Annotated in this window: 16 protein-coding genes; 6 read left to right on the top strand and 10 right to left on the bottom strand. The window is 45.1% G+C overall.

Annotation, left to right across the window (positions count from 1 at the left end):
• Nucleotides 1-113: 113 nt before the first annotated feature.
• Both QUB10_RS12800 and QUB10_RS12795 read right to left on the bottom strand, forming a co-directional pair.
• Complete coding sequence (locus QUB10_RS12800; RefSeq protein ID WP_333202603.1) at nucleotides 114-1,262, bottom strand: homocitrate synthase/isopropylmalate synthase family protein; 1,149 nt, start codon at nucleotides 1,260-1,262, stop codon at nucleotides 114-116.
• A gap of 178 nt (nucleotides 1,263-1,440) precedes the next feature.
• The gene (locus tag QUB10_RS12795; protein WP_333202601.1) at nucleotides 1,441-1,935 is read right to left on the bottom strand and encodes a thioesterase family protein; all 495 of its coding nucleotides are present in this window, start codon (nucleotides 1,933-1,935) and stop codon (nucleotides 1,441-1,443) included.
• A gap of 143 nt (nucleotides 1,936-2,078) precedes the next feature.
• Between QUB10_RS12795 and QUB10_RS12790 the strand changes: the two genes are divergently transcribed.
• Nucleotides 2,079-2,930 (top strand): universal stress protein, encoded by an 852-nt coding sequence (locus tag QUB10_RS12790; protein ID WP_333144098.1) that lies wholly within the window; start codon nucleotides 2,079-2,081, stop codon nucleotides 2,928-2,930.
• Nucleotides 2,931-3,049: 119 nt separating this feature from the next.
• Here QUB10_RS12790 and psbM read toward each other — a convergent pair whose 3' ends face one another.
• The 7 genes from psbM to QUB10_RS12755 all read right to left on the bottom strand — a co-directional run bounded on the left by psbM (nucleotide 3,050) and on the right by QUB10_RS12755 (nucleotide 9,240).
• A complete protein-coding gene (psbM, locus tag QUB10_RS12785; protein WP_015177760.1) occupies nucleotides 3,050-3,163 on the bottom strand; it encodes a photosystem II reaction center protein PsbM in 114 nt (37 codons plus the stop codon).
• A gap of 294 nt (nucleotides 3,164-3,457) precedes the next feature.
• Nucleotides 3,458-3,754 carry a 2Fe-2S iron-sulfur cluster-binding protein gene (locus tag QUB10_RS12780; protein WP_006631487.1) on the bottom strand — a complete coding sequence of 99 codons (297 nt, stop codon included), beginning with the start codon at nucleotides 3,752-3,754 and terminating at the stop codon, nucleotides 3,458-3,460.
• A 148-nt stretch (nucleotides 3,755-3,902) separates the two neighbouring features.
• On the bottom strand, nucleotides 3,903-5,747 hold the full coding sequence (locus tag QUB10_RS12775) for a TolC family protein (protein WP_333202599.1): 1,845 nt from the start codon (nucleotides 5,745-5,747) through the stop codon (nucleotides 3,903-3,905).
• Nucleotides 5,748-5,888: 141 nt separating this feature from the next.
• Entirely contained in the window at nucleotides 5,889-7,274 is a 1,386-nt protein-coding gene (locus QUB10_RS12770; RefSeq protein ID WP_333202597.1) for a TIGR03279 family radical SAM protein, read from the bottom strand.
• A gap of 161 nt (nucleotides 7,275-7,435) precedes the next feature.
• On the bottom strand, nucleotides 7,436-7,657 hold the full coding sequence (locus QUB10_RS12765) for a hypothetical protein (RefSeq protein ID WP_333202595.1): 222 nt from the start codon (nucleotides 7,655-7,657) through the stop codon (nucleotides 7,436-7,438).
• Nucleotides 7,658-8,021: 364 nt separating this feature from the next.
• Nucleotides 8,022-8,150, bottom strand: a complete 129-nt coding sequence (locus QUB10_RS12760; protein WP_333144094.1) for a hypothetical protein — start codon at nucleotides 8,148-8,150, stop codon at nucleotides 8,022-8,024.
• Between the two features lie 187 nt (nucleotides 8,151-8,337).
• Nucleotides 8,338-9,240, bottom strand: a complete 903-nt coding sequence (locus tag QUB10_RS12755) for an undecaprenyl-diphosphate phosphatase (RefSeq protein ID WP_333202593.1) — start codon at nucleotides 9,238-9,240, stop codon at nucleotides 8,338-8,340.
• Nucleotides 9,241-9,562: 322 nt separating this feature from the next.
• Between QUB10_RS12755 and QUB10_RS12750 the strand changes: the two genes are divergently transcribed.
• Both QUB10_RS12750 and QUB10_RS12745 read left to right on the top strand, forming a co-directional pair.
• Nucleotides 9,563-10,174 (top strand): thylakoid membrane photosystem I accumulation factor, encoded by a 612-nt coding sequence (locus QUB10_RS12750; protein WP_333202592.1) that lies wholly within the window; start codon nucleotides 9,563-9,565, stop codon nucleotides 10,172-10,174.
• Nucleotides 10,175-10,392: 218 nt separating this feature from the next.
• Nucleotides 10,393-11,454, top strand: a complete 1,062-nt coding sequence (locus QUB10_RS12745; RefSeq protein ID WP_333202590.1) for a mannose-1-phosphate guanylyltransferase — start codon at nucleotides 10,393-10,395, stop codon at nucleotides 11,452-11,454.
• Between the two features lie 114 nt (nucleotides 11,455-11,568).
• Here the strand turns inward: QUB10_RS12745 and QUB10_RS12740 are convergent, their stop codons facing one another.
• On the bottom strand, nucleotides 11,569-12,153 hold the full coding sequence (locus tag QUB10_RS12740; RefSeq protein ID WP_333202588.1) for a Uma2 family endonuclease: 585 nt from the start codon (nucleotides 12,151-12,153) through the stop codon (nucleotides 11,569-11,571).
• A 300-nt stretch (nucleotides 12,154-12,453) separates the two neighbouring features.
• On the opposite strand from QUB10_RS12740, the gene QUB10_RS12735 reads away from it, so the two are divergent.
• From QUB10_RS12735 to QUB10_RS12725, 3 genes are all read left to right on the top strand, one after another.
• Nucleotides 12,454-14,106: an AarF/ABC1/UbiB kinase family protein gene (locus tag QUB10_RS12735; protein WP_333144127.1), complete on the top strand. Its 1,653-nt coding sequence runs from the start codon at nucleotides 12,454-12,456 to the stop codon at nucleotides 14,104-14,106.
• Between the two features lie 106 nt (nucleotides 14,107-14,212).
• Nucleotides 14,213-17,527 (top strand): helicase-related protein, encoded by a 3,315-nt coding sequence (locus QUB10_RS12730; protein ID WP_333144088.1) that lies wholly within the window; start codon nucleotides 14,213-14,215, stop codon nucleotides 17,525-17,527.
• Nucleotides 17,524-24,897, top strand: coding sequence for a sigma-70 family RNA polymerase sigma factor (locus tag QUB10_RS12725; protein WP_333202647.1), 7,374 nt, complete (start codon nucleotides 17,524-17,526; stop codon nucleotides 24,895-24,897). Before QUB10_RS12730 ends, QUB10_RS12725 begins: the two co-directional genes overlap by 4 nt.
• Nucleotides 24,898-24,916: the final 19 nt, after the last annotated feature.

Raw genomic sequence — 24,916 nt, 5'->3', positions numbered from 1 at the left:
GATTTGACAATTTTTGATCGGGACTCGAAATATACAATTTAAATGCACAACAGCTTATTATTCTTAAATAATCCCAACTATAGCATTTTCTACGGGGTAGGTGCTACTGTAAATTAGCAATTATCAATAATTTCTATAAAGTCTTTATCGATATCGATTGGGGTTCCTCTTTTAGCAATTTCTTTAACTTTTTTAAGGATCTTAGCTACTAAATGTTTGTTTTCAGCGAGTTCCTCTCTGCCAATCTGCTTTAGAGCTAATTCTACAGCAGTCAATCCCGATTGCATCCCTAATGCAATACTACTTTTAATTCCCAAAGTTTCTGGATTTAAACTTTGATATAGGCGCTCATCTTTTGCCATTGCCGTAACGTGAACACCTGCATAATGGGTAAAAGCATTTTTCCCGACGGCAGGGTGATGAGGAGAAATAGGTACATGAGAATACTCGCTTACCAAATTATACAAATCTTTCAAATATCCTAGTTTCCAAAAGTTTTCCTCCTCAATAAGGTCGGATAAATTTATTAGTAACTCAGCCAAATCCACTATACCAGCTCTTTCCCCTAGTCCCATCACGCTGACATCAATAATATCTGTTCCCGCTCTGTAGGCATCCAAGGCATTTGCTAGAGCTAAACCTCGGTCGTTGTGGCAATGAACTTCTATTTGTGGATATAATTCTCGTTTGGCTAGTTCCTCCTTCAGGATTTTGACAAAATAATAAATACTACGTTTTTGTTGAAATGGGGTTGTATATCCAGTGGTATCAGCTATGCTGATTATATTAGCTCCAGCCTGCACTGCTGCACTAGCCGCCTCAATCACATTTTTCATAGGAGAGCGAACTGTATCTTCCGGCGTATAGCGAATCAATAAACTATCATTCTGCTCTCTAGCATAAGTTATTACTTCCACGATTTTATCTATGGCTGCCTCTAAACAGATATTATAGTCGCATTGCAATCGTTGAGAGGATACACTAAAAAACACGCCTAAAAAGCTGACATTACAATCCAGGGCTTTTTTAACATCCTCTATTCGGCAGAGCGAATGAGCGCCTATTTTTGCTTTTAGTCCAGCATTGGCAATGCGGGTAACGGCTAAAGCAATTTCGCTATCTACAGCAGGATTGCCAGCTTCAATAATATCAACTCCTATGTGGTCTAAAAACTCCGCAATTTTTAACTTTGTTTCAGGTGCGAAATAAACTCCAGGGGTTTGTTCTCCCTCTCTCAAGGTAGAATCAAGAATTTTAATCATAATCTACGATCAATTTAGCTACTAACACAATCTTGAAAAAGGGGCTGGCATCGGCGAGGGCACAATACCTTATAAAAACTTGAGCCATGACCCCCAATAGATATCTCCCAAAAATACAGTCAAAGCCAGCCAGGATGCCTGCTCCACAAAAGTTATTCGGGAGATCTAATAGATAAGTCTAAGGGTTGACTGCCAACTTTGCTAAAGCTGCCTGCACTGTTGGGGGTAATTGACGCATAATCTTACCCTTGTCGCGATCGACACCAACCAAAGTTACCTGTGCGGTGACATATAACTCCTGAGTATCAGCCGATCGAATTTCGTAATCCCAAAGCAGCCGCACACCCTCGGTAGCAGCCATCCGCGTTCTGACTGCCACAGATTGACCCATTTGTACAGCCCGGTGGTAGCGCAGCGAAAGTTCCACCACGGGCAATTCCAAACCCTGCGCCACCCAGTCTGCATACTCGATGCCAAGAGAGCGCAAACTTTCCACCCTAGCTTCCTCCATCCAAGCCAGATAAGTCCCGTGCCAAACCACACCGCTGTAGTCAGTATGATGAGGGTACACTCGCACCAAATATTCAAACCAGCCCTCAGAGTCTATCCCGCGGCGATTTTGAATAGCACCAGCCGGTGCGAGTTCTGGTTGAGTTCGATCGTTCTCTAACACTTTACAAATCGTTCCAAAACGCTACATTTCTACAAATCATAAGACAAACTTCAGGCTTATGCTTGACAGTAAGCAACTAGAGTACCAACGCCCTAGTTTAACGTCGCACAAGAAAACTCAACTGTTTTTACCGCCAAAACCCCATGATAGAAAAAATTTTAGTAGCCGTCGCCGGTCGCGGCTTGTGCGAAGAGATGTTTAATATGTTGATGGACATCCCTTCCTTGCAACAAACCTCTGTCACCGTCTTGCACGTCGTGCCGCCCCAAGTAACCTCCGATGGCATGGCCGAGAAATTGGAAGAAGGAGGCAAGATTTTAGCACAAGCAGTCCAGTCTTTGAAAATAGATCCCAGCAAAGTCAACCCCCGGCTCAAACAGGGAGACCCGAAAACCACAGTTTGCCAAGTCGCAGAAGAAGAACAATCCGACTTAGTAATTATGGGTTCCCGGGGACTCGGACGGCTGCAATCGATTTTGGAAAACTCAGTCAGCCAGTACGTTTTCCAGCTAACATCCCGACCGATGTTGTTAGTAAAAGACGACATCTACGTCAAAAAAATCAAGCGAGTCATGGTGGCGGTAGACAAATCAGAATCTGCCAAACAGTCATTGCAGCTTGCGCTATCTTTGGTCAAAGAAGTCAGTGGCGGAGAGATAATTTTAGTACACGTCACCAAAGATTTGACGGGAAAAGCCAGCGAAGATTTAACAGCAAGTGCTGAAAAAGACCCCGTATTGGCCCCAGCAGTAGCACTAACCAAACAAATGGGAGTTAGCTACCGCTGCGTGAGTGCTACAGGCAAGCCAGGGGAAGAAATTTGTCGGATTGCAGACGACTTGAATGCCGACTTGTTGGTAATCGGTTCCCCGGATCGGCGACCCAACGTTGCCAAAAACTTTGTGGATATCGATCGACTCCTAGGAAATTCGCTATCAGACTACGTGCGAGTTTATGCCAACTGTCCCGTCTTGCTAGCCCGCACAGTCGGCTAGAATCTCATCATTAAGAGTTAGCAGCTAACACTCAACATTTAACAAAAAAAGCGCCTCAGCAAAAAGCTGTTGGCGCTTTTTTTGCAAGCAGCAAAGCCAGAGAGAAATAGCAGCAGTTGCTAATCTTTTCTGCCTTGACGGCTAGCTGTTTGAATGTACAGAATGATTAGAAAAACACTGGGAACCAATACAAACAGAATGGTTGCCACAAACCCTAAATCGTTAACTTCCATGAAGACGCTCGCCTCTATCGGAAAATAGAAAAACACACACAACTAGGATATCACTCAAAGGCAAAAGGCAAACTCGAAGACAGAAGAAGAGCTAACGGACAAGCGTCGAAACCCGCTTTCTGCCTGGATGCCTCGCTGCCCAATCTCTTATTTGTCCTAGAAACCAAGTTTCTTTTCCTAGGCAGGCAAAAGGCGTGATTATACAGTGAAATAGGAAAAAAAACACAATTATTGCATTCTGCATTTTTCTTTCCTTCTGCATTAGAGCATCTCTAGCCTTCTGCCTTCTGAAAGTCACGGTTTAGTCTTCACGCTCACCTGACCATTGACCATAGCTTGACAAGCCAATCGATAGTTTTCGGGCTTTTTCTTGAGCTTGCGGTTCTCAAAGTCAGTGCGGGGCGACAGATTTTCACTGCCCTCGACAATTTCCACAATGCAGGTGCCGCATTGACCAATGCCCCCGCAATTCATGAGCTTTCCCGAAAACGTGTACAAATCGATGCGGTTTTCTAGAGCTTTGAGCCTCAAATTGGCCCCGTCTGCTGCGATGACTTCCTGATTTTCCTTCACAAACTTGATATTGGCCATTGCCGATTCCTTAACGCAGTTGACATCGAACTCTATTACAAAATATTAACTAATGTGTCGGACGTTTAATACCCCGATGTCTAATTGCCTTTGTAATTAAAGGACGCGCGTGCGTAGCTATCCCGTAGGGAATCGCCCCAACCGAATCTCACGGAGCATCCGAGAGGTTATTAGTCGGAAGATTGCTCACAAAGCGCTGGAGAGACGAAAGCCCCAGGTTGTAGGTGATAATTGCCGACAATCGGCTTCTCTCAGCCCTAGTCAAATCAGTTTCCGCCTGAATCACATCCGTCTGAGTACCCACACCAGCTTGAAACCGCAGTCTCGCCAGACGCAGAGCTTCCCTTGACTGCAAAACCCCCGCCTCAGAAGTTTCGATATTCTCAAAACTCGATTCTAAGCCAAAATAAGCTTGTTCTACTTCCCGGCGAACCTGGTTGCGGAGTTGGTCGAATCGACTTTCGGCGATCGCAATATCAGCATCCCGCTGTCTCACCCTCGCGTTCGCCGCGCCCCCATCGAAAATACTCCAAGTCAGACTCGCCCGGATCGAATACCCGTCGGCCCACCCACGAGTCTCAAACGGGTTGGGGTCGTCAGGGTCTTGTCCCAGCACGTTGTAACTACCCCCAACACTCAGTTGAGGCAAACGCCCCGCCTGAATCGATCGCCTCTGCTGCTTGCTGATATCTCTCTGCACCAACTGCTGTTCCAACTCTGGGCGATTCTTAAAAGCCTGCACGATACTCTCTTCCAAAGACAGCCTCCAAGAGCCCGCTTGTTCTACCGGATCTGCCGCTGTCAAGTTCGCCGACTGGCTGATATTCAAAATCTCAGCCAGACGCCGCTGGGCAACTCGCTGATCGCGACGGGCCACTGACAGTTGTTGCACCTCGTTAGCCAAATTTGCCTGAGCCTGCAACACAGCAAACCGGGTTCCCACCCCTGCCCGTTCCAGGGCTTCGGCATCCCGCAAACTTTGCTGGGCATTTCTGACCGAAGCTTGGCGGATGGCAACTTGTCCGTCCGCGTTTTGCAAGTTGTAGTAAGCCTCAGCAGTGTCGAAGCGGAGTTCCTCGGCTTGGCGTTCCACATCCAGTTCCCGAAGGCGCAACTGTTCCTCTGCAGCGCGGATGTTAGCCCGCCGCCTTCCGAACAAATCGATGTCATAGTTCAACTGCAAAGTGCTGTTGAGACTGTTGCTGCCTAAATTTTGCCGAGCTTGCTCGGCGGGCTGCCCGGTTCCGTTAGCCCGAGAGTTGTTGAAGCGCTGCTGAGCCCGGACTCCGAGTTCTCCGCCTGCAGTCACAGAGCGGCTGGCGTCCATTTGAAAATTCAGGTCTGGATAAAGAGCAGCTTGCTGTTCGCGCAAAGCGGATCTGCTTTGTTCCACCTGCTGTCCGGCGATTTGCAAAACTTGGCTGTTGCGGCGCGCGAGGTCGATCGCCTGCTGCAAGGTAATTGACTCTGTTTGCTCGATCCTGACATCCTCCGGGTTTGCCGGAAAATTCAGCGGATTCGGATTGGGTTCCAGGGAAGCCGGAGGCTTGGTGTCTAAAATGCCCCTCGGAGGGAGAGGGGGGAAACTTTCGTTCGGAGTGCCCCGGAGAATTGGTACCGGGGAACTGGGCACAGGAACATTGTTGGGAGGGTTCGGGGAAGGCTGCTGAGTCTGTGTCGGTTCCAACCCTCTTAGAGGCGTTGAACCGGCCTGAGACAGAGTTGATGGGGAAGCCGGAGCAGCCTGTTGAGGCTTTGATGCTTGCTCGGGCCCGGTTGGGGGGTTAAGGGCGATCGACTGTTCGGCCTGTGATGCTGATTCTGCTGCTGTGTTCGAGGTCGATCGAATATTGGGCCCTAATTCGAGCTGATTGCTAAGGGCCAAACTGTCCTGAGATTGAGCCGGAGACTGTGCTGAAGCACTCTGTGCGGCGTTGCTGAAAGTAATTGCAGCGCCCACTCCGACTACGATGATTTGACGAAAAACACGCATAATTTTTTAATTACTCTGCAATCCTAGAGACAATTTTAGAGCAAGATTGAGGTCTCAAGTTTCTAGTCTGTAGCCTGAACTCGACGGTTACAAGTCACAATTACCATACTCATCTTAACTTTTGAATGTTCGATTCAAAATTTAGAATTTAACTTCAGCAGTTGCCAGACCGATCGCCGCCGAGATTAGTTCCTCTACTCCGCTCACCGGCAAAATCCGGGTTTTCAGCGAGCTGGCGAGCTGTTCGAGGGTCATGTCGTCGAGAAAACGCGGTTCCCCCTGTTTTAGCATCACCGACGGCAGCAGGATGCCATCTCCCAAGTCTCGCCCCTGCAAAGCTTCGAGCAAATCTTGCCCCGTCAGCAAACCCGTGACAGTGATACTTTGTCCCCAGTAGCGGCTGCACAGTGCTGCCATGTTGACGGACAAGCCGGGAATTTGGTTTAGTTGTTGTACGATCGGCTCAAAAGCTTTTTCGACAGCATTCCCCACCACCCAAACTAACTTGCGATCGGGCTCGACTTGCATCGGTTGCAGCTTCTCAAAAGCCGTTTCAAACTGCTGGATAAACTGGCGGATAGAACCGACACCGTTACCAATTTGCGGATAATCTTCGTAATCTGCAGCCGACGGCAAATCTAAACCCGCTATTAAAAACCACTCGTCAGCCAGCCAAATACAGCGCGATTTTGAATTTTGCTTTTTCGCCTTTGAACCAGCTTTTCCTTTACTTAAAAGCACTTGAATTTTCTGCACTTGCTCGATTACTTCTCGCGCTTTTTCCGCAGTTACTGCGATCAGTTCATCTTCGGCAGGACGAAAGCGAGTTAAACCCACCGGCACTACAGCCACGGATGCTACAGCGGGAATACTTCCAGTATGAAACTTTGCCAAATCTAACAAAGTGCGTTCTAAATGTTCGCCATCATTAATACCGGGACAAACAACTACTTGAGCGTGAATTTGCAAGCGGCGTTCTTGAAACCATTTGATTTGTTCGAGAATCTTCCCAGCGCGGAGATTTTTTAGCAACCGAATTCGCACTTCCGGTTCCGTAGCGTGAACGGAAACATAGAGAGGAGAAAGTCGCATTTGTTCGATTCTGTCCCACTCTTTTTGAGTCAGATTTGTGAGAGTGAGATAGCTACCATAAAGAAAGCTGAGGCGGTAGTCATCATCTTTGAGATAGAGAGTTTCGCGCTTTCCCGGTGGTTGTTGGTCAATGAAGCAAAAAGGGCAGCGATTGTTGCACTGAATTAGTCCGTCAAAAAGAGCTGTTTCAAATTCCACTCCCAAGTCTTCGTCGTATTCTTTCTCGATTTCTAACTTGTGGGTTTTGCCTTTACTGTCTAAAACTTCTAGTTCCAGAAATTCATCGGCGCACAGAAATTGATAGTCGATTAAATCGCGCGGTTTTTCACCGTTGACGGCGACGATTGAGTCTCCGGGTTCAAATCCCATTTCGGCGCAGATGCTGTCGGGGATAACTTTGGTGATTAGGGCGGGCCGGATTGATATGTCGCTCATGGTTATTAGTTATTTGTTATTTGTTATTTGTTAGCGGAGAATGTTTACAGTTTAACTTGTCTAGGCTGACAGAAGCGATCGGGCGATCGCTTCTGCCAGTCTAGGCGAGTGAATTGTCTTTAACAGAATTGACTTGTCGGGTTGCTAAATATACAGCATTATTATATTTTTTCCATAAACAGTCCTGCAATCCGCACCTCAAAAGTTATTCCAGGTAGCTGAGGCTGCCATCCAAGTTGCACTGCTTGCCGTATCCATTGTGTTGCATCACAGGGTGTTACTGGTTTCACTTCGTTAGCGGGACTTAAACCTTGAGGATGAGGTCGATGGGTGAGAATAACTAACACGCCCGCCCGGTTCTTCAGCGTGTTGGACAGCAACATGAAGATTTCCGCAACCGTAGTCTGCTTGCATATTAGTAGCTTGTCTTCGGATTAGCCAGATGAAAGGCTCCCCATCAACAATTATTTTTCTGGTTCCTTTTTTCGGTATTGACATAGTTTGCTAAGGTCGATCGCCTTTAGAATCAGGATAAGTTCTGGGTTGTGAATTTAGCTTGGCTGTGAGAGGATGTATCAAAAATATGTATTTATGAAACTCAAAATTTTGACGGGTTCCTGACAGGCTTAGTTGTTTCTGCCAGCACAACACCGCTCTTTTGTCAACCCAGCAGTGCGGGAAATAATCGCTTTTTTTGCGATACTCTTCCATATATTAGCACTGGGATTCTGAACGGAAAACCTGTTTTCAATCTGATACTATTGTTCCCAGAATTCCGGGAGCGATAAAGAAGGACATCGCTACACCAATACTAGCAGCAGTAACCAGCCTAATTAGCGCTAATTGTGCATTTTGTCGCTCGCTATCTTCGAGCATTCTACATCCTTCACGGCGACGCTCACTTTGAGTTAAAAGCTAACAGCTTGTCAGCTATTAATAAGCTTTTTATGAACGGGCTCTTCGGCCCGTTCCACAAGAAAATTTACTCTTTGTGGAACAGGCATCTTGCCTGTTCTTGTTTTGGTGGAACAGGCATCTTGCCTGTCCTTGTAATTATAACAACCTACGCATTTTTCACTGCCCCACCTGCGATCGCCGTTAAAATCGCCACACCAAAAGCCAGCCGATACCACACAAACACCCAGGTATTTTGAGTTTGCAGGAACTTGAGCAGCCACGCGATCGACAAATAAGAAAACACAAATGCCGAAATCGTTCCCACTATCAAAGCTGCAACTCCAGCATCGCTGATTCCTTCTCCCAAAGCACCCTTCAATTCCACTAATCCAGCCAGAGTAATTGCCGGAATTCCCAATAAAAAAGAAAACCGCGCGGCCGCGGGTCTTTCTAATCCTATAAACAATCCTGCTGTTAGGGTAGAACCCGATCGCGAACACCCCGGAATCAAGGCTATTGCTTGAGCTAATCCCATAAAAATGCCGTCTGAGACAGTTAACTTTTCATAAGTGCGATGGCGCTTGCCAGTTTTTTCTGCTATTGCTAACAGTAGCGACATGACGATCGAAGCAATGGCGATGCTGGCCAAACTTCTCAGCGGGGAGTTGTCAAAATCTGGAACCAATGCCTTGATTAGCAGCCCAAAAAAGAGTATAGGTATTGTTCCCAAAACAATTCCCAGCGCTATTTGAAACTCTTGCGATTTGTAGTCGCGCCGCACCACTGCATCTACAGCACCAACAGTTATATTTGTCAAGTCTTTCCAGAAATACCAAAGCACTGCCACAATACTGCCCAACTGAATAACAGCAGTATAAGCAACCCCCGGATCGCCCCATCCCAGGGCGATCGGCACTACCTTTAAATGAGCGCTGCTGCTAATGGGCAAAAACTCTGTTAATCCTTGTACAATTCCTAAAACAAGGGCCTGCACCAGATTGATTTGAGCCGGCCCGGAAACATCAGCAGCCGGCGTTTGGGCGAGGAGTGCGTCAAGCAAAGCTATCATTAGTTGTAAATTCCCAGTTGTCAGTTTCTAGTAATCAGTTGAATTTAATATCTTGCACCCTTCTGGGAAGCTAGAAGCCCACCCCACCACAAATAAATTTTATTGTGGCGCGGACTGTTCCAGTCCGCCCCTGAAAAGCCGATCGCAAATAGTGATCTTCGGTCTGTAGAATCGCCTTGTAGATCGCCACTATCAGCAATTTATGATCATCGAGTCGAAACTACTTTAACCTACTCAACAACATTTGCCTACATTTTGCTGATAAACTTAGGAAAGTTTTTGCATCTGATTTCGCTTTCCTTACAGCAACTGCCAATAACCTATGATATTTCCTGAAAACAAAAATTCAAGTGTTACTGCTGCTTCTGGCATCCGCTGGCTGAGGCGAATGTTGTCAGCGAGTCTTGTAACAGTGGCGATCGCACTTAGCTTGATACTGCTAACCGGCACCCCACCAGCCTTCGCCACTCTCACAGACGATCGCTATGACGGTACAATTTTTGCCCTCTACGCCGGCAACGGTTCCCTAGTTCCTCCTAAAGTCAAACTCACAGATTCTTTCAAACGCAATAAACCCGTATTGTTAGTGTTTTACACTGACGACAGCAGCGACTCCAAGCAATACGCGATCGTCGTCTCTCAACTCCAGGAATTTTACGGGCGCGAAGCCGATTTTATGCCCATAACAATTGACTCTTTGCCTCCGCAACAGTCACCCGAAATCACCGAACCCAGCCATTATTACGAAGGTTTCGTACCTCAAACTGTCATCCTCGACCAATCGGGAAAAGTAGTTTTTAATGAGAAAGGACAAATACCCTTTGAACAGGTAGATGATGCTTTTCGGAAAGTATTTGACTTGCTGCCCAGAGAAAAATCAATCCCGCTCAAACGCCGTGTCGTGAACGAACTTAACGTCGAATTGTCGAAGTAATAGGTAATGGTAATTGCTAGTCGCTATAGCAATTTTCAAGGATTCCTTAACGAGAGTTTTTTTGTTCTATATTGGGTAAGGTACGCAATGCGCGCCCTACATTTAGGGTGATACAGTCAACAGTCAACAGTCAATCATCATTCTGCCTCAGTAATTCTTTACAAACACCATATCGGGTCTCAGGGCAAAATGGACGTGAACTATTTAAACTTTAAACGATGAGTAGAACCTTAATTCCTGTGATTCTGGCCGGTGGTAAAGGCGAACGTTTTTGGCCGCTGAGTCGCAAGCAGCGGCCCAAGCAGTTTTTGAGTCTCGACGGTAGCGGCAAGAGTTTACTGCAGGCTACTGCGGAAAGACTTTTGGAATTAGGTAACGGCTGGGACGATTTGTGGGTGGTAACGTCGGAAATGTTGGCTGCGGGAGTCCGCGAACAGTTGCCGCTGTTACCGCCGGAGAATTTGCTGGCGGAACCGGAGGGCCGGGATACTGCGCCGGCGGTGGCCTGGACTGCTATAGAAACTGCGAAGCGTTACGGTGAGGATGCGGTGGTGGGTTTTTTCCCGGCGGATCACTGGATTGGGGAACCCGAGGAGTTTGTCAAGACTTTGGAGGCGGCGGCGGAGTTGGCGAAAAATCAAGATGCGATCGCCACTTTGGGAGTAAAACCGAGTTATGCTTCCACTGGTTACGGCTACATCGAACAAGGTGAAGAAATTGGCAGTTTTGGGGGTTTTCCGGCCTATCGGGTGGCGAGGTTTACGGAAAAGCCCGATCGCACAACTGCTGAAGAATTTGTAGCCAGCGGCAAGTTTAGTTGGAACGGCGGAATTTTTGTATTTCGAGTCGGAACAGTCTTGACAGAATTGCGAAATCATGTACCGGAAATGATGGCAGCTTTGGAAGCAAAAGGCGCGCAGGCATACTCGGAATTACCCAAAATTAGCATCGATTACGCTTTGATGGAGAAGACGCAAAAGGCTTGTGTTCTGCCGGTGGGCTTTAGCTGGGACGATTTGGGAGATTGGAATGCGATCGGTCGTTTGCTGCAAGGAGACAAGCCGAATGTGGAGTTAGCAAAACACGTCGGAATTGATACGAAAGGTGGCATTTTTTATGCAGCCGATGAGAATGAGGTGATTGTCACCATTGGTTTAGAAGATGTGGTAGTTGTCAGAGATGGCAATGTGACTTTGATTGTGAAAAAGGACAGGACGCAGGAGATTAAACAGGTAATTAAGGTGTTGGGAGAAGATGATAAATTGAAAGATTTATTGTGAGGGTGAAATGAGGCAGCACGACACGGATTCTGAAGGCGGATACACCAACTATTCATCACTGTTTATCCAGGCATTCGTTTTTGAATCTGTGTTGGGCCTTACTATTTACTTTATTTACATAATTTCTTCTAAATTCAACACAAAACCAGGCAGTACATCTTCCCCTGATAGAGTGGCAGGATTTTCGATAATTTCAACATCTTGACCGGGGCGATAAATTTCTACCCGCCGATTTTGCCTGTCAATTAACCAACCCAATTTAGCACCGTTTTCTATATATTCTTGCATTTTCTCTTGAAGTTTCTTCAAGGAATCAGTCCGAGAACGCAACTCAACAACAAAATCAGGACACAAAGGAGCAAAACTGTCTTTTTGCTCCGGTGTTAAAGCATCCCAGCGTTCTTTTTTGACCCAAGAGGCATCAGGAGAGCGATCGGCACCATTCGGGAGTGTAAAGCCTCCCGAAGAGTCGAAAACTACTCCCAGTTTAGTTTCACGGTTCCAGACTCGGAGTTGAGATGTTAAATCGGCATTACGCCTGCTAGTTTCACTGCCTGTCGGTGGCATAATAATTAATTCCCCTGATGCTGTACGTTCAAATTGATAATCGCGGTTGTGCTGACAAAGCTGAAAAAATTGCTCGTCAGTTAAGTTGATGGATAATTCGATCGAGTTGGCAGGAAATGGGATGGCAATCATGTCTCTTATACGATATTAAAAACATTGAGAATCTGGTTTTTAATAACTTACTCATTCAATTCTTTGACACATCTTTTCAAGTTAATAAATTTAATTATAAAAATATCATGTCTGCTTTAACTGTATATTACCATGAGGATTAATGCCACGGCCAAAAACCGATCGCCCCCCGCACCCCAAAATTCTCACGCGCATTCCCACCCTTTCGCCCAAGTTATTCCCCAAGACACTGGTCAGCCCGGTCAACAGCGCTATCCTAGTAGTTATATAGCCCTTAAACCCGATCGACCCGGAGGCCCCTTGTTTAGCCTAGTTCAAAACAATTCTCGCAAAGGAGAAATTCTAGAGGTCGTCTTCCGCAACGGTTGGGACTACATGAAAAGCCTCCTAACCGGCCGCAAAACCGACGCACCCAGTCTCCCAACTCCAGCAGTTCTCCGCAACATCCTCGTCCAATTAGGCCCAGTTTTTGTCAAATTAGGACAATTGCTGAGCACCCGTCCTGACCTTTTGCCGGCCAGCTATATCGAAACTCTCTCCACGCTACAAGCGGAAGTGCCGCCCGTACCGTGGTCGCAAGTAGAAGCAATCGTCCGCCAGGAACTCACACAATCTCTCGAAAATACCTTCGCCAAATTTAACACCGAAGCCATCGCTGCAGGTTCGATCGCCCAAACCCACAAAGCTACTTTAAAAGACGGCCGCGAAGTCGCCCTCAAAGTTCAGCGCCCCGGTATTGATATTGTCATCGAACAAGACATCGCCGTACTGCGAGGTTTGGCAGAACTTGTCATGCTCACAGACTTCGGTCAACAATACGATATTGTCGCCCTAGCTGAAGAATTTGCGATCGCCCTGCGTGCAGAACTAGACTTCATTCAAGAAGCCAGCTACACAGACGAACTGCGCCGCAATTTATCTAAAAGTAAATGGTTTGACCCCACACAAGTTGTCTTACCAGAAATTAACTGGGAGTTGACTACAAAAAAACTCTTAGTAATGGAGTGGCTGAACGGAGTCCCAATTTTGCTAGGCGACTTGCAAGGAATTCGCCACAAAGGAGATATAAATGCCGAACGCGAAGAAATTACAACGCTGCTTTGCCGCGTTTTCTTCCAGCAGTTATATATCGACGGATTCTTTCACGCAGACCCGCATCCCGGCAATTTATTTTATCTCAAAGATGGCCGCATAGCCCTGCTAGACTGCGGCATGGTCGGCAGATTAGACCCGCGCACTCAGCAGAATTTGACAGAAATGTTGCTGGCAATTGTCGATTTAGACGCTCAGCGCTGCGCTCAATTAACTTTGGAAATGGCAGAATTTGCTCAGCCGACAAGTTTAGTTAATCTAGAGAACGATTTGGCTCGAATGCTACGCAAGTATTACAATGTCAGCTTGTCGCAAATGAACTTGTCGGAAATATTTTATGAGGTGCTGGAAATCACCCGCAAAAATAAAATTCGGCTTCCCAGCAATCTCGGTTTGTATGCAAAAACTCTAGCTAATTTGGAAGGACTAGCCCGCTCTTTTAATCCCAGGTTTAATATTGTAGAGCAGGTGAAACCGCTGATGACCGATATGTTTCGGCGTCAGTTATTCGGAGATGACCCGATACAAGCTTTGTTGAGAACTGCCCTGGATCTGAAAAGCTTGTCTTTGCAATCCCCGCGACAGGTGGAAGTGCTTTTAGACCGGGTTACTTCAGAAACTTTGAAGTGGAACTTGACACTAAAAGAACTCGATCCGCTGCGTCGCACTCTGGGGGATTCTGCGAACCGACTTTCTTTTAGTATTGTCGTGGGTTCGCTGATTGTGGGGGCGGCAATTATTTCTTCTAACGCACAAACTTCTCAGCTATCTTTTCTGAGCACTGGTTTGTTTGGGGCGGCGAGTTTTTTGGGTTTTTGGTTAATTATTAGCATTCTCAGGTCAGGGCGTTTGCGGAGTTGATTGTACAATATCGGTATGTGTTGTGGAACATGCCGGAAAGCCTGTTCTTGAGAATTGTGGAAGATGTAGAATATAGCCTAGTGCAACAACCGCATAAAGGTAGGCTATGTCACAGCATGATTCTTCTCTCCCAAAGTCGGCAATTAGAGACAACCGCCGCCGGGGTACTGTGGGCGATTTTTTGAAAGCCAAGGTTGAGGAAAACTCAACCTTGTCAATTGTTTCTGCTTACTTTACAATTTATGCTTTTGATGGTTTGAAGCAACAACTTCTAGGTATTAAAAGCTTGAAATTTCTCTTTGGCGAACCGCGCTTCATCAAGTCACTTGACCCCAGTAAAACTGATAAAAAGGCTTTCCAAATTGAGGATGAGGGCTTGCAGCTACAGAATCGGTTGCAGCAAAAGCGGGTTGCAAAAGAATGTGCAGAATGGATTGAGAAAAAAGTACAGATACGGTCGGTAAAGCAATCTAATTTACTGCACGGCAAAATGTATCACATTGCTCATAACGGAAGTGAAAATGCTATTACGGGCAGTTCTAATTTTACCGTGCGGGGACTGGGATTAGGTAGGAAAAACAACAATATTGAACTCAATTTAGAAGTAGATAGCAAACGGGATACCCGCGACCTGAAAGCCTGGTTTGATGAACTCTGGAATGATGCCGAACTAATCGAAGATGTCAAACAAGATGTGCTGCTGTACCTAGAGCAACTTTACCAGAACAATTCTCCTGAGTTTATCTACTACAAAACTCTGTTTCATATCTTCGAGACTTTCCTCGATGACCTAGAAAAAAACGATATTCTCAGCGAACAGTTACACTTTTTTAATACAGAAATTTGGAAATCTCTATTTGAATTTCAGAAAGACGGAGTTAAGGCTGCTATCAATAAAATCGGACGATATAACGGGTGTATTATTGCTGACAGCGTTGGTTTAGGTAAAACATTTGAAGCTCTAGCGGTGATCAAATATTTTGAACTTCGCAATAAAGGAACAGTTTTGGTTCTTTGTCCCAAAAAACTCCGCGAGAATTGGACGGTATATCTAGCACAGAACAATAGCGAACTGAATCCTTTTCTTAAAGACGGCTTTAACTATGCAGTCCTGTCTCACACCGACTTGAGCCGGGATTCCGGTTACTCTGGGGATCTTAATTTAGAAAAGATTAATTGGGGCAACTATGACTTGGTAGTTATTGACGAATCCCACAATTTCCGCAACAACATCAAGAGTAAACGGGACGAATTTGGCAATCTAATTAGAAAAAGCCGTTACGAAAGGCTGATGGATGACATTATCAAGAGCGGTGTCAAAACTAAGGTGCTACTCTTATCAGCAACTCCGGTTAACAATGATTTAAAGGATTTGCGGAATCAACTTTATTTTATCACAGAAGGTCGCGATGCTGCGTTTAGCGAATCGCTGGGAATTGCCAGTCTGCGCGCTACACTAGCTGATGCTCAGGGGAAATTTACCAAGTGGGCCAAGAAAAGTAGGGATCGCAAAACTAGCGAACTGCTGGAAGAACTAAGTTCTGCTTTTTTCAAACTGCTTGACGAATTGACGATCGCACGATCGCGCAAGCACATTCAAAAATACTATAAAGATGCGATCGCCCAATTAGGCGGCTTTCCAGAACGGCTCAAACCCATTTCGGTATTTCCTGAGATTGACCTAAAGGGTGAGTTCCTGTCCTACGAACAGCTTAACAGCGAAATTTCTAAATATCAACTCTCGCTATTCAACCCTTCAAAATATGTCCTGCCGCCATACCGTTCGGTGTATGAAAATAAAGGAGTGCGAAATTTCAAACAGAGCGATCGCGAACGCTGTTTGATCGGCATGATGAAAGTCAATTTTCTTAAACGCTTAGAAAGCTCCATCCGTTCCTTTGCGCTGACAATGGAGCGCACGATTAAAAAAACTGGAGATCTAGAGACAAAAATTAAAAATTTTCAGCAATTGCAGCAATCTCGCGACGCTAACCAGACAGTAACTTTCAGCGATTGGATGATTGAAGACTTGGACGATGAAGAGTTGCAAGATGCCATGCAAGTAGGTCAGAAGCTGATATTTCAAATGGCGCACCTCGATGTCGAAACCTGGTTAAAAGACCTGAAACGCGACAAGGAACAGCTTAAAAAAATTTACAATTCTGCCCAAAGCATTTCTGTGGAACGCGATGCCAAGCTGGCTGAGTTAAAAGCACTGATCGCCGAGAAAGTCAAGCATCCTACGACTAACAAGCATGGCAAACCAAATCGCAAGGTTTTAGTCTTTACTGCCTTTGCAGATACGGCAGTCTATCTCTACGAAGGATTGCGGGAATGGGCAAGATTAGAATTGAAAATTAACTTAGCTTTGGTGACTGGGGGATCGGCGGCAAATAAGACTACCTTTGGCAAAAACGAGTTCAATCACATCCTGACAAATTTTTCGCCTTTCGCCAAGAAACGCGCCCAAATTCCATCTATGCAGCAAGACGGCGAGATTGATTTATTAATTGCCACTGATTGTATTTCGGAAGGGCAAAATTTACAAGATTGTGATTATCTGATTAACTACGACATACACTGGAACCCAGTCAGAATTATCCAGCGGTTCGGTAGGTGCGATCGCATTGGCAGCCCCAACCACACGGTACAATTAATTAATTTTTGGCCGACAGAGGACTTGGATCAATACATCAATCTGAAAAATCGAGTAGAAGCACGGATGGCTTTAGCGGACATGGCTGGTACATTTGAAGATAACCTGCTGGAGGCAAAGGAGATTCAAGAACTGATTGAGAGTGATTTGAAATACCGCGACAAGCAGTTGCTGCGATTGAAAGACGAGGTGCTGGATCTCGAAGATTTCACCGAGACTGTAGCCCTAACGGAATTCACTCTCGATGATTTCCGAATGGAACTAGCCAAATACATTGAGAGCAACCGCAAACTACTCCAAGATGCCCCTTTAGGACTCTATGCCGTAGTTCCAACTAACTCGGAGTACCCGATAATTGCTCCCGGCGTAATTTTTTGCCTCAAACAAAAAGGCGATTGTCTTGATAATAAAACCGTCAACCCGCTGCAACCATACTTTTTAGTTTACGTTCGAGAAAATAAGGAAGTGCGATTAACTTTTGCTCAACCCAAACAAATACTTGAAATATATCAGTTGCTCTGCGCGGGGTGTACTGTTCCCTATGAAGAGTTGTGCAACTTGTTCGATAGACAAACTAATAACGGATTTGATATGAGTTTGTATAACGATTTGCTTAAGCGCGCGGTTGATTCAATTGCAGGTATTTACAACAAGCGGCTCATCGGCCACCTGCTGTCTAGCCGCAGTGCTGTGTTGGTTGAGCAAGCGCATCAGGTTAAAGCAACAACTGATTTTGAACTGATTACCTGGCTGGTGATTAAATGAGCGTCAGCGAACAACAAGCCAAAGCATCTATTAATGAAGCTTTAAGTAGTTTTGTCAAGGGAAAACTTGCCGATAACGCTAGAAATTTGTTTTTAGCTCTTGGCTACCGCAGTGATAAAACTCTTCCCTTTTATCCTAAGAGTTCGGATAATTTTATTGCCAAATTTGATAGTGATAAAAAGCTAAATCACCAAAAAGCTCTGTTAAATGAATGGCTAACTGTTGATTTTTTATTTCAGCTCACTTGGGATGAAATTGCGGGTGATGACCAGCTAAAATTATCCTTGGAGACAAGAGCTAAGGGAGAAAATACGTTTTTCATTTCTTCCTACTTGTTTTTCGCAATAAAATTGCAGCGTAGCACCTACACTAGCGAACAGCTTGACGGCATTGTCCGCGAGATTAATAAACTCTTTCTCAAGCCCGCGATAATTCTATTCCAGCATGGACAAACTCTGACTTTATCCATTATCAACCGCCGCCCCGACAAAGGCAATGAATCTAAAGATGTATTAGGAAAAGTCAAACATATTAAAGATATCCCATTCGACAGTCCTACAAACTCCCATTTAAAAAATCTCTTCGCTCTTTCCTTGGCAGAGTTGCATAAAAATCACGGATTTAGCAACTTTGACGAATTTCATGAAGCTTGGCATAAAACTCTTCCTGACAGCATCAAATTTAAAGAAGACCGTATACCGCCAGATTCGCTTCGCGTTTATCTGCAAGAGATCGGTCGAATTCCCATGCTCAAAGCTGACGAAGAGATTGAATTAGCTCGAAAATTTTCTGAGTTAGAATTAGAGGCCAGCCCAAAAGCGAAAGACAAAATGGTAGAGTCTAACTTGCGGCTGGTAGTCTCAATCGCTAAAAAATATCAAAATCGAGGGCTGGATTTATTAGACTTGATTCAGGAGGGAAATCTCGGTTTAATCAAGGCTGTAGAAAAGTTTGATTGCACGATGGGAACCAGGTTTTCCACCTACGCATATTGGTGGATTCGTCAGGCAATTACGCGGGCTATTGTCGATCAATCGCGGACTATCCGCCTACCAGTTCACGTTTATGAAACTATCTCGAAGATCAAGAAAACTACCAAACAGCTTTCTCAAGAAATCGGCCACAAGCCTACGGAAGAAGAAATCGCGACTAAAATGGAGATAACAATTGCCAAATTGCGCTTTGTTGTTCAATCGGCTAAATCTATCATTTCCTTAGATACTAAAATGGGTGATGATGAAGACTATACATTGGGAGAGTTGATTAAATTCGATGGAGAAACACCAGAAGAAAAAGTATATAAAAATTTGTTTGCCGAAGATTTAGAAAGCGTTTTAGATACTCTGGGTCCTAGACAACGTGACGTTATTCGGATGCGATTCGGATTGGATGATGGCCGCGAGAAAAGTCTACAGGAAATCGGTAATATATTTGATGTTACCCGCGAACGGATTCGGCAAATTGAGGCTAAGGCTTTACTAAGATTGCGCCATCCCAACCGCAACAGTATTTTAAAAGAATGTATTCGCCCTACAGGGATTGACCAAACTCAGACAAAAAGACCGATCGCCCAACCGATGCAGCCCAGACAGTTCAATATCTCAGAAAACTTGTCTCGCAGCCGCGACACTTTCTTACAGGAGCCTGTTCGTGATAAAATAGTTGATACAGCTAATATGACAGAACCATTAATTCCTTTTAACAACTTCATAGAAGAATCAAATATAGAAGAAACTATATTGGAGGAGACTTACTTGTCGAGAACCGATGGAAGTCAAAACAATCTGAATTATGCAAATTTGAATGAGCATAATTTCCACATTGCCGAACTGAGAGAAAATAACTTGAATGGAGCGATTAAACCGATGAAACACAATTCAGCAGACTTACTCAAACAACTCACCGCACTAGAAGATGTTTTTTCCCAACTAGAGAAACGGCTGTCAGAGGCGAGTCGAAAATTGCTAAACCCTGGTATACCTATATCTAAAGAGCTGATTCAAGAACTTGATGAGTCCCATAAAAAGTTTATTCAGCTTCGCGATAATGTGCTAGAATTGGCTGAATATTTTGCAGTATCGACAACGCTGAAAGTTGAAGAAATTGATTCTTTAGCAGATATCAAGTCTGTACTTGAGCGTGTGGATTTGGCCGAGAAGCAAAAAAGTGCGATCGCTCTTGTCCGCGACTCTGCTTTGAGGGTTCTGGAACGAGTTTTAGCGATCGCCCATCGAGTAGAGAGCAATTTTCAGTCATTGCTGGAATGTCAGAAAACAGCCCGCGAACTTCAACGCGCCATCTCCGAATCCCAGGAGTCTGACTTGCATCCCTACACCCAACTCTTGGCTGACGGTAATCATCCATTCTGCCAACTGCTAACACTAATTGCAGAATGGGAAGCAGCAGATGACGAGCATTTAGCTTCTTTACAGGATGCCGTAGCAAAATCATTTGAAAGAACTCTGGCGATGGCAGCAGTCAGAGGTAAACTGATTATTCAGTCGGAAACAATACCAGATTTGCCTGCGGTTTCTACTAACAATAACTTAGACGAAACTTCCTTAGTTTATGAGCCGGAATCTGAAACTGTTCCTGTTGTCGAACAACCACCATTAGCAGAGTTGAACTCGGTATTGACAGAGGAGGCGATCGCGCAGCAAACCGCTGAAAATATCCCTAATTTTCCACCCATAGAACTGCCACCCACAATTCAGATAAATCAGCAAAATTCGGAAAATAAGCAAGGAAAAGAAGTTGACAAGCCGGGAAATAAAAAAAGAGAAGAAAAACAGTCTCTCTACAGCTTCTCGCCCAATGATACCGCTCAACAAATCGCTCAATCCATCTTGGACGACCCCGATCGAGAACGTCCAGCAGTTTTGCGCGACTTAGTTTGGCGGCTGATTCTTGAAGAAAAACTCAGCCTTGCGTTTCATTTAGCTCGCTGCTTTGAAAAACAATACTCCAACTTTGAACCGCACCTGCCACCGCATTTAATTAGAGCAGTATTGCTAGGACAAAACCTGCGCGATGATGTAGGATATGGAAAACTTGCAAATCTGCTTAAAGATGACTTCACCAGTTACACCGCCAGCTATTCATTACCCGAAAAAAGTGAATGGAATCAAGCCGTAAGCTTGCTCTTAGCCGCAGCAGCAATGCGACCGTCTTTACTAGCCCCAAATACCGGTGCTTCGCACCTTTTCCAGGAGCTTCAATTCGGTAAAGCTGGACTCGACAAACTGTACGATTATTGCCAAATTATCGCCAGACACGGCGATCGGCAGCGGGCCCTAGATACAAAAGCCATCAAGAAAGCAAAAACTCTGGCAGCCTTGCAAAAAGATTTAGACGATTTGTATATGAAAATCGAGGATTGGTGGTCTCAAGCGCCACAACAAGATTTGATTTACGGTCATGCAAAGAAAGTTTGGGTCGAGTGGTTGAATCCCGGTGAACTTTTTTACACTCTGTGGCTTCCCATCAAGCAAAAAGATTTGAGCCAACTTCCCTTCCTCAAGAAGCAGATCGAGAGATTATCTAATGAGTCCAATCTAGACGGGGAAATTCAGCGAACAGAGCGCAAAATTCGTCGCCCTAAAGGTGCTGGTATCATTACAGGTAAAGCCCTCATTCAGCTTCGCTCTCGCGCTCGGCAATTTTTGAATTGGGTGGGTCGCTGGGTTAAGGAGCAGGAATCGCGCTTAGCTGAAAGCGAAAATTATCTTCAGAAAGAAGCCAAACAGTTAAAACAAGATATTGAGAATCTTCAAGATATGGTTCTCCAAGAATTAGATACCTTTGAGGCGACAAAACCTCCAGTGTTTATTTTAGCTGGTATTGCCTGTTGCCGAAAAGCTGTGGAAGACATCGGCAATATCTTCGATCCAGATACCGAATTGTCAACCGCAGAACCTGACCCAAAATATATCCTGCACGCGGAGCTGTTAAGAATGCCATCTATCCCGATCGACGATGACTGGGAACTAGATATCGCTAATCCTGAAGCGGGTATAAAGGGAATTTTGGAGTTAGTCAAAAATGATATTTGGGATTGGCAACAAGCATTCGATATGCAAAGTTATGTCTGTAGTTCAAAAGCGGTCGGAAATCACGAGGCTACGGCGCAAATCATCGAATACCTCGAACACAACCCCGAATCAACATTAGACCTCGATCGGCTAAAGGACGAACGCAATAATCGGATTGAAGAGTGTCAAGGAATTTTGCAGGAGCAGGTCGAGACTACTAGCAAACAGCTCGAAAGTGCCGTAGCTTTTGGTTTACTAAGAGAAACAGATAGAAGTGCTTATGCAGCACAGATTGAAAGCATTAAAAATGCTCATGTAACAACCAGGCGGTTTTCCGAAAAAATTGAGCTGCTTCGGGCGATCGGTCAAGGAATTAGCGCCAAGCGCCAGGAACAGATCGATCGAGTATCCGAGGAATTAGAGAGTCTTCAGCAAACAGGTATAGCAGATGCCGATCGTACCAGAATTTGCAGTGTATTGGAGCAAGGCGATATCCTGACGGCTAAGGAATATATATCTATGCTGCAAGAGCGGCGATCGCTTCCTGAACCAGAGGAAAAAAGAGATGCTTTTAAAGACTTCTTCGAGCATAAGTATGCTGCGATCGAAAAAGTGCTTGAGGAGTGCGATCGCGATCGACAAAAAAAGCAAGACCTAATTCCCAATATTTCCAAAGGGAAAAGTATCGCAAAAATCCAGATACCGCAAGGAACTCAAGCCAAAAAAGCCGCTGATATGCTAGACGCTTGGTTTGCAGCCAAGGGAAGGAAGCAAGAAATCACAGAGAAAGATGCTCGCCAAATTCTCAGCAACCTCGGTTTTAACATAACATCTCTTACATTTAAAAAATCAGGACAAAATACCTGGATTGACGTTAATGCTGAGCCGATATTTGACCAAAATCGCTGTCCTGTGTCTGCCTATGGTTCAGCCGCGAAGGGCCATTACCGCATTCTTTGTGTATGGGATAGACCGAACGAACAGGATCTCCTCAATGCCGTTGGAGAAACAGCTCTTGGAGGGCCGATATTCGTCTTTCATTTTGGGCGAATGACTGAAAAGAAACGCCGAGATTTGGCTGATTTGTGTCGGCAGCGTCGGAGCACTTTCATTGTGATAGATGATGTGCTGATGCTCTACCTTTGCGGAGAACAAAAAACACGCTTACCTGTATTGTTTGATTGTACCTTACCCTTTACTTTCTTAGAACCTTATAAAACCGCAGCAGGAGAGGTTCCGCCTGAGATGTTTTACGGGCGAGTACGAGAACGGGAATCCATAATCGATCCTCTTGGTTCTTGTTTGATTTATGGAGGTCGGCAGTTAGGTAAAACCGTTTTGCTTAAGTATGTACACCGGACTTTTCATGGAACCGACGCGGGAAGGAACGCCCTATTTTTGGATATTAAAGAAATTGGACGCAACCAAGCTTTAGATAAGATTTGGGATTTACTAAACGGAGAATTGGATAAATTGAAAATTCCTGATACCAATCGGCGCAACTCCGTTCGCGAAAGCAGCTTGCTGCGGATTAAAAATTGGCTGGAATTGGACAAGCAGCGGCGCTTTTTGCTGTTGTTGGATGAGGCAGATAATTTCCTTGAAGCCGATGGTAAGGAGGATTTCCTCCGCTGCGATGAACTCAGAAAATTAATGATGGAAACTGACCGACGTTTTAAGGTAGTCTTTGCCGGATTGCACAACGTTCTGAGAACCACTAGACAAGCAAATCATCCGCTGGCTCACTTTGGCAGGCCGATCTGCATTGGGCCTCTGCTGAATAATGGTGAAATGCGTGCGGCAACAGCTTTGGTAGAACGTCCGCTGGCTAGTCTTGGCTATCGTTTTGAATCACTTGATTTAATCCCGCGCATTCTTTGGCAGACTAACTATTATCCGAGCTTGATTCAACTCTATTGCGAGCAGTTACTCAAGCACATTACTAACCCAGATGTCCCTACTTTCGATCCTAAAATTAGTCCGCCTTACGTGATTACTTCTCGCCATGTAGAAGAAGCTTATCAAAGTCAAGACCTTCGCAATAATATTCGCGATCGCTTTAAGTTGACATTGGGGCTCGATAAGCGCTACGAGGTAATTGCCTACTCGATTGCTGATGGCTCTCAGGAGGATGAAACAGGCATGGAGGATGGGTTTTCTGTATCTTGGATTCGCGAACAAGTCTTGTATTGGTGGTCTGACGGATTCGCGGGAAGGTCATCGGAAGATGAAATCCTGGCTTTACTAGAAGAAATGGTCGGATTAGGAGTTTTACGAGAAACCAATCCAGGTTACTTCACTCTGAGAAGTTCTAATTTAGCCTTGCTTATGGGTACGCAACCAGAAATTGAAGCAGAACTTCTGAGACCGCGTGAAGCTCCACCTGAATACGAACCTGCTACTTTTCGGTCTCCTCTTGTCAAAAATAAAGCTGATTCCCGGCGCAGTCCTTTAACTGTTCAACAGGAATCAGAGCTGCTGCGCCCGGAGAATCGTGTCTCTATTATATTTGGCTGCCAAGCCGCAGGAATTGACGATTTGAGAGTTTTTATGATGGAAGCAGCAGCTAGTAAGAAGGATTGCAAAATTCACTATCACTATTTAGAAAATCTCTCAGACCTATCGGATTTCAGCCAGCGTTTGACAGAAATTATTTACCATCGTAAAAAAGATATCACGCTCGTTGTTGTATCAGCCACCACCCTTTGGAGTAAGGATTGGGTTGATGAGGCAATTAAGAAAATCAAAAGATTGAAGAAAGAAGCGTTTATTCAGCTTGTTTTTGTCGCCGATCCTCAGAAGGCTTGGCAGTTAGTTATTCCTAATTCGATAGGTTTAGATTCCTTTAAGGAACTAAGATTTTTCAGCCTCAAACCTTGGCACGATGCGGCGCTGCGACATTGGTTGGAAGATGCTAAGTTGCCCAGCGGACTAGAAGTTAGAAAGAAGATTACGGAAGTTACAGGGAATTGGTCAAACCTGTTGCAAAAATTCTATCAATTTTCCCAAGCTAATCCGCATCGCTGGCAAGATTCCTTGGCGGAACTGAAGAATCAATTTAATAAATCTGATAAATTAATTAATTCAATGGGCTTTGACGGTTGCGAACCTCAAAGAAAACTGGTAATGAGAACTTTGGCCCAATGGGGAGAAGCAGCAGTGGTTGAGGAATTAATTGAGGTTCTGGATGATGTATCGCCTGAAATTGTCAAGCAGACTCTCCGATGGGCGGAACTCCTCAGTCTTGTCTCGCATTTAGGAAATCAGAAGCAAGACGGTAAGGATTACTGGCAGATTGACCCTGTAGTTGGTCGTCTGCTCGAATCTATGGCAGAGTAATACAAACTTTCTGCTGTGC

The organism is Microcoleus sp. B5-D4, from assembly GCF_036705145.1.
In the GTDB taxonomy this organism is placed as follows: Bacteria; Cyanobacteriota; Cyanobacteriia; order Cyanobacteriales; family Microcoleaceae; genus Microcoleus.
This window is presented reverse-complemented; position numbering and strand designations above follow the sequence as displayed.

What these genes read in the sequence shown, in the direction of transcription:
- QUB10_RS12800 (WP_333202603.1), bottom strand. Translation starts at nt 1,262, where the DNA reads ATGATTAAAATTCTTGATTCTACCTTGAGAGAGGGAGAACAAACCCCT.
- QUB10_RS12790 (WP_333144098.1), top strand. Translation starts at nt 2,079, where the DNA reads ATGATAGAAAAAATTTTAGTAGCCGTCGCCGGTCGCGGCTTGTGCGAA.
- psbM (WP_015177760.1), bottom strand. Translation starts at nt 3,163, where the DNA reads ATGGAAGTTAACGATTTAGGGTTTGTGGCAACCATTCTGTTTGTATTG.
- QUB10_RS12780 (WP_006631487.1), bottom strand. Translation starts at nt 3,754, where the DNA reads ATGGCCAATATCAAGTTTGTGAAGGAAAATCAGGAAGTCATCGCAGCA.
- QUB10_RS12775 (WP_333202599.1), bottom strand. Translation starts at nt 5,747, where the DNA reads ATGCGTGTTTTTCGTCAAATCATCGTAGTCGGAGTGGGCGCTGCAATT.
- QUB10_RS12770 (WP_333202597.1), bottom strand. Translation starts at nt 7,274, where the DNA reads ATGAGCGACATATCAATCCGGCCCGCCCTAATCACCAAAGTTATCCCC.
- QUB10_RS12765 (WP_333202595.1), bottom strand. Translation starts at nt 7,657, where the DNA reads ATGTTGCTGTCCAACACGCTGAAGAACCGGGCGGGCGTGTTAGTTATT.
- QUB10_RS12760 (WP_333144094.1), bottom strand. Translation starts at nt 8,150, where the DNA reads ATGCTCGAAGATAGCGAGCGACAAAATGCACAATTAGCGCTAATTAGG.
- QUB10_RS12755 (WP_333202593.1), bottom strand. Translation starts at nt 9,240, where the DNA reads ATGATAGCTTTGCTTGACGCACTCCTCGCCCAAACGCCGGCTGCTGAT.
- QUB10_RS12750 (WP_333202592.1), top strand. Translation starts at nt 9,563, where the DNA reads ATGATATTTCCTGAAAACAAAAATTCAAGTGTTACTGCTGCTTCTGGC.
- QUB10_RS12745 (WP_333202590.1), top strand. Translation starts at nt 10,393, where the DNA reads ATGAGTAGAACCTTAATTCCTGTGATTCTGGCCGGTGGTAAAGGCGAA.
- QUB10_RS12740 (WP_333202588.1), bottom strand. Translation starts at nt 12,153, where the DNA reads ATGATTGCCATCCCATTTCCTGCCAACTCGATCGAATTATCCATCAAC.
- QUB10_RS12730 (WP_333144088.1), top strand. Translation starts at nt 14,213, where the DNA reads ATGTCACAGCATGATTCTTCTCTCCCAAAGTCGGCAATTAGAGACAAC.
- QUB10_RS12725 (WP_333202647.1), top strand. Translation starts at nt 17,524, where the DNA reads ATGAGCGTCAGCGAACAACAAGCCAAAGCATCTATTAATGAAGCTTTA.